Genomic DNA, 4,760 nt, shown 5'->3' on the forward strand with positions numbered 1-4,760 from the left:
CGATCGTGCCGAAGTGCAGGCCGGTGCCGCCGAACCACTCGCGCAGCAGCTTGGCGGCGGTCCCGTCCTGATACATGTCGGTGATCGCCCGATTGACCTCCTCGCACCCGGCCACGTCTCCCCGGCGCAGGCCGATGCCGGTCCGCTGCTCGTTGAACTGGGCGTTGGCCAGGCGCAGCCCGCCGCCGTCCTGCCTGGCCAGCCCGGCCAGGATGACGTCGTTGGTGGTGATGGCGTCGACCTGGTCCTGCTTCAGCGCCAGCATGCAGGCCTGGTAGTCGGGGTACGGCTTGACCTCCGCCGCCACCCCGCGCTCCTCGACCACCCGCTGGGCCGCGTTCGAGCCCTCCACCTCACAGATGCGCCGGCCCCGCAGGTCGCGCACGTTCCTGATCCGGTAATCGTCGGGCCGGATCAGGATGTCCTGGTAGGAGATGTGATACGGGCCGGCGAACAGCACTTTCTGTTTGCGTTCCTCACTGATCGTGTACGTGGCCACCACCAGGTCGGCCTTGCCGGAGAGCACGGCGTCCTCGCGGTCGGCGGCCAGCACCGGGATCAGCCGGTGTTTCTTGCCGAGCCGCTCGGCGACGTAGACGGCCACGTCGACATCGAAGCCCTCGAACCCGCCGCCCTTGCGGAATCCCACCGACGGCAGGTCGGGCCGGACGCCGATGACGAGTTCGTCCTTGTCGAGCAGGGACTCCGGCGTGCCGGAGCCGCATCCGGCGGCCACCAGCGCGACCGCCGCGAGCATCACGATCATCAGCCGCTTCAACGGTACTCCCTCAGTCGTGGCCACACGCCCAGGGCGAGCAGCACGCCGATGGCGCCGGCGGCGAACGGCAGCACGGCCCACAGCTCGTCCAGCGCCCGCTCGCCGCGATCGACCGCCGAGGCGAAGACGCTCTGCTTGCGTTCGGCGATCTTCACCAGTTCGGCGTCGTACTTCTCGAACGCCTGCCGGACCTCGCCGAGCCTGATCGTGACCGCCTCGCCGGTGCGGCCCGCGGCCGCCCGGGTGCGCATCAGGGTGTCGGCCTCCTGGTAGCGGAGGTAGGCGTCGAGCGCGGGCTCGGCGGTCGCGCCGGCGAGCTCGGAGCCCAGCATGCCCCGGAAGTCTCCGGCTTTCCGCACCGCGATCTGGTACTTCACCAGGCTCCCCGCCTCCACGTACAGCAGCCGCTGCGACGCGTCCAGGAACCGGTGCTCGTAGGTGTCGGCCCGCTCCTCGTCCAGCAGGAAGCGGCTCTGGTCGCCCTGCATGCTGTAGCCGATGGCGCGGGCCCTGGCCAGCGTCACCACCGGGTCGAAGCCTTCGAGCTTGGCGGTCCGCAGGTGGTCGAGGTCCCGCTGGATCACGTTCAGCCCCGCCACGGCCACGCCCACGGTCACCAGGGTGGCGCCGACGAGCGCGAGCCCGAACACCCGGCGGAACCGCCGGGCCAGATACACCTGGAGATACACCAGGCACCCGAGCGCGAGCAGCCCGGCCACGATCACCGCGGCCATCAGCAGCGGCAGCGTCCCGGCGGTGTCGTCGTAGGTGCGGCGCACGATGGTGCCGCTCTCCAGCGTCAGGTTGTAGGCCTGCGGCAGCAGCTCCTGGCGCATGAGGTCGGTGGCGTCCCGGTAGACGCCCAAGGCCGAGGCGGGCGGCTCGCCGGGGGCGTGGCTGGACTGGCTGTCGAGCAGCAGCGCCCGCGCGACCAGTTGCTCGTAGCGGCCCAGCCCGTCCAGCACGGACTGGATGGTACGGCGCTCGGCCTGGTCGTCGCCGGCCAGCTGGAACGCCTCCAGCAGCGCCAGGTTGGCGGCCGAACGTTGTCGCTCGTACCGCGCGAGGGCCTGCGGCCTCTGGGTCTGGTCGCCGGTCCCCAGCGCGAGCACGTCGGCGATCAGCGCGTCCATGTCGCTCAGCCCGAAGTACAGGCCGGAGGTGGCGACCACCTGGGGGCCGGCGTCACGGCCGATGAGGCGCAGGCCGTCGCCCGCGGTGGCGGCCCCGGCGGCGACGGCGGCGAACAGCAGCGCGAGCGCCGCGACCGACGTCGCGGTGAGCGCCCGGATCCGGCCGGGCACGCTGTGCCGGGACGGCGGCGCGGCGGCGGCGCTCGGGACGGGCGGCGCGGGCGGGATCGGAGTGACCGTCAAGGGGTGCCCTCCCTGATCGTGATCACGGTCCACGCGCCGAGGTGGATGCGGTCGCCGGCGCCCACCGGGACCGGCACGTTCACCGTGACGGGCCGGCCGTTGACCTGCGTGCCGTTCGCCGAGCCCGGGTCGACCAGCATCCACGACCCGCCGGGCGAGGCGAGAAGCACCGCGTGCAGCCCCGACACGCCGGGGTCGGTCGGCGGCCCGGCGAGATCGATCTCGGGCACCAGGTCACGTCCCCTGCGGCTGCGCCCGATGCGCACCTGCTCGCCGACGAGCGGGAAGGATCGTTCCGGGCAGTACGGGGGAAAGGCCATGGCCGCGGCGTCCGGGCCTCCCTGGGCGATGACCTGCTCGTAGTAGGCGCGGTCGGCCGCGGCCACCGCCTCCCACCGGGCGCCGACCACCGGAGTCCGCATGCCGGACGCGCCGCCCGCGATGGAGCCGCCCGCGATGGAGCCGCCCGCGATGGAGCCGCCCGCTGAAGAGCCGCCCGCGAGGTGGCCGCCCACGGGGGAGCCGCTCGCAGGGGAGCCGTCCGCGAAAGAGCCGTCCGCGAAAGAGCCGTCCGTGGAAGAGCCGTCCGTGGAAGAGCCGTCCGTGGAAGAGCCGTCCGTGGAAGAGCCGTCCGCGAAAGAGTGGCCGCACAGTTCGCAGAACGGGCCGACGCGCGGGGTCGAGCAGACCGGGCAGCTCTCCGACGCCCCCTGGGATGCCGCCTGCGACGTCCCGTGCGGCGCCGCGGGTCCGGACGGCTGATGTGCGGGCCCCGGCTGGGAGGCGGGCGCCGGCGCGGAGATCAGCGCCCCGCACAGGTCGCAGTAGTCGTCGCTGCCCGACGCGTGGCCCTGCGGGCAGATCGCCATCAGCTGCCCTCCGTCCTGCGGAGCCTGCTGGTGCGGACCGAGCCGGTGTCCAGCTCGATCTCGTCGGCCTTGTCGACGTTCCTGACCAGCCGGGCGGTGCCCTGGACGGGGTCGATCTCGACCACCTTGTCCAGCAGCCGCGCGGTGTCCTCGCGGCCGGAGTCGGCGGCGAGCTTCCTGGCCTTGGCCAGCCGGGCTGTGGCGGCCTCCACGTCCCCGGCCGCGCGGGCGCTCAGCCCGGCCTGGATCAGCTCGTGCAGCTCCGCCTGGCCGGTGTAGTGGGCCACCTTCGGGTTGATGCGGGTGGACTGGGCGAGGTCGTCGGTCCACTGGGCGAGCACGTTCCCGGAGGCGAGCACCTCCTGCGTGTCGGGCCGCACCAGCTTTACCCACCCGGCCCTGATCTCCTGCCCGACCTGGCCTGGCGGGACCTCGACGCACAGGTGGTACTCGCGGTCCTCGCGCCCCCACGCGCCGGTCGGGTAGTCGCCGGTCAGCGGGTTGACGTCGGTGCGCTTGCCGGTCAGGTCGAGCAGCGTGGGCGACACCTGCTTGACGAACGCGAGCCTGGCGGCCTGCGGCACCCACACGCGCAGCGACAGGTCGGGCACGGTCTTGCCCATGGTGGTCTGCGTGATCCGGCGGAAGAACTCGGCCAGCTCGTGCTGGTTCCTGACGAACTCGAACGTGCCGAGCAGCGCCTCGGACACCATGCGGAGCTGGGCGGGCACCCAGTCGGCGCCGACGCCGAGGCTGTCGCAGACGAACTTGCCGCTCCAGGCGGCCAGCACGCCCGCGAAGGCCTCCTCGCGCTCGTTGTTCTGGCCGTCGGTCATGAGGAGGGCGTGCCGGACCGCGTTCGGGTGTGCCGACAGCAGATGGCCGGCCAGCTTGAGCCACTCGCCGATCGCGGTGCCGCCCCTGGCGCCCAGTTGGGCGATGGCCCGCTGGGCCTCGGCCCGCGTCGCCGGGTTGGCGCGGGCCAGCCCGACGCCGCCGGGGTAGATCACCTTGGCCGTGGAGGTGCCGGAGATCACCGCGAAGTACGCGCCGTCGCGCAGCGTCTCGACGGCCGTGGCCGCGGCCGTACGGGCATCACGGATCTTGCTGCCGCTCATCGACCCCGACGTGTCCACGATGATCACTTCGGCGGTCTCGGTGGCGGTCTGCGCCGTGGCCTCCCCGGAGGAGCCGATCGTGAGGACGGCGTGCACCTGCCGGCCGTCCGTCGGCAGGTACTTGTTCTGGTCGATATGCAAGGTGAAGGTGGGCTGATCACCCATGCGGGCCTCCTGGAGGGATCAAGGCGATGGTCACGTTGTCGTGGCCGCCGGAGTCCAGCGCGTGCCGCAGCAGGTGGCGGACCTGGTCCAGCGGAGTTCCTTCGGCGGGAAAGCGGTAGCCGTCGAGATAGCGCCACAACCCGTCGCTGCACACCAGCAGCAGACCGGGCCCCGGCGGGGCGAAGGCGCGCACGCGGGGACGGACGTCGGGGAAGTCGGCCCCGAGCCAGGCGGTGATCTCCCCGGTGGGCACGGCGTCGTCGTCGGTGAGCAGCGTGCCCTCCCGGCGTCCGTCTGCGGCGAGCCAGTAGGCGCGCGTGTCACCGGCCCAGCAGAGCGTGATCTCGCCCGGTCGTACGACGGCGGCCACGTAGGTACAGGCAGGGGCGGCGTCCGGCGAGGCGGCGAGCTTGCCGACCGCCGCGCCCGCCAGCGCGAACGCCTCCTCGTGCGA

4 protein-coding genes and 1 pseudogene are annotated in these 4,760 nt (G+C 72.8%); all 5 read right to left on the bottom strand.

Translation table 11 applies throughout. The annotated features are described in order from the left end of the window. On the bottom strand, window positions 1–778 hold a 778-nt coding region (locus OUY22_RS35720), incomplete at its 3' end, for a transporter substrate-binding domain-containing protein (protein ID WP_270159744.1). Then, window positions 775–2,154, bottom strand: coding sequence for a hypothetical protein (locus OUY22_RS35725; RefSeq protein ID WP_270159745.1), 1,380 nt, complete (start codon window positions 2,152–2,154; stop codon window positions 775–777). The genes OUY22_RS35725 and OUY22_RS35720, both read right to left, overlap by 4 nt. Next, a complete protein-coding gene (locus OUY22_RS35730) occupies window positions 2,151–3,023 on the bottom strand; it encodes an FHA domain-containing protein (RefSeq protein WP_270159746.1) in 873 nt (290 codons plus the stop codon). The genes OUY22_RS35725 and OUY22_RS35730 overlap by 4 nt, the downstream gene beginning before the upstream one ends. Further along, window positions 3,023–4,306 (bottom strand): vWA domain-containing protein, encoded by a 1,284-nt coding sequence (locus OUY22_RS35735; protein ID WP_270159747.1) that lies wholly within the window; start codon window positions 4,304–4,306, stop codon window positions 3,023–3,025. Before OUY22_RS35735 ends, OUY22_RS35730 begins: the two co-directional genes overlap by 1 nt. Then, window positions 4,299–4,760: pseudogene (locus OUY22_RS35740) on the bottom strand (protein phosphatase 2C domain-containing protein); the annotation flags it as partial. The pseudogene OUY22_RS35740 and the gene OUY22_RS35735, both read right to left, overlap by 8 nt.

The sequence above is a fragment of the Nonomuraea corallina genome (assembly GCF_027620315.1).
GTDB lineage: Bacteria > Actinomycetota > Actinomycetes > Streptosporangiales > Streptosporangiaceae > Nonomuraea > Nonomuraea corallina.

Coding starts and splice junctions, on each gene's coding strand:
- OUY22_RS35730 (WP_270159746.1), bottom strand. CDS start 3,023: ATGGCGATCTGCCCGCAGGGCCACGCGTCGGGCAGCGACGACTACTGC.
- OUY22_RS35735 (WP_270159747.1), bottom strand. CDS start 4,306: ATGGGTGATCAGCCCACCTTCACCTTGCATATCGACCAGAACAAGTAC.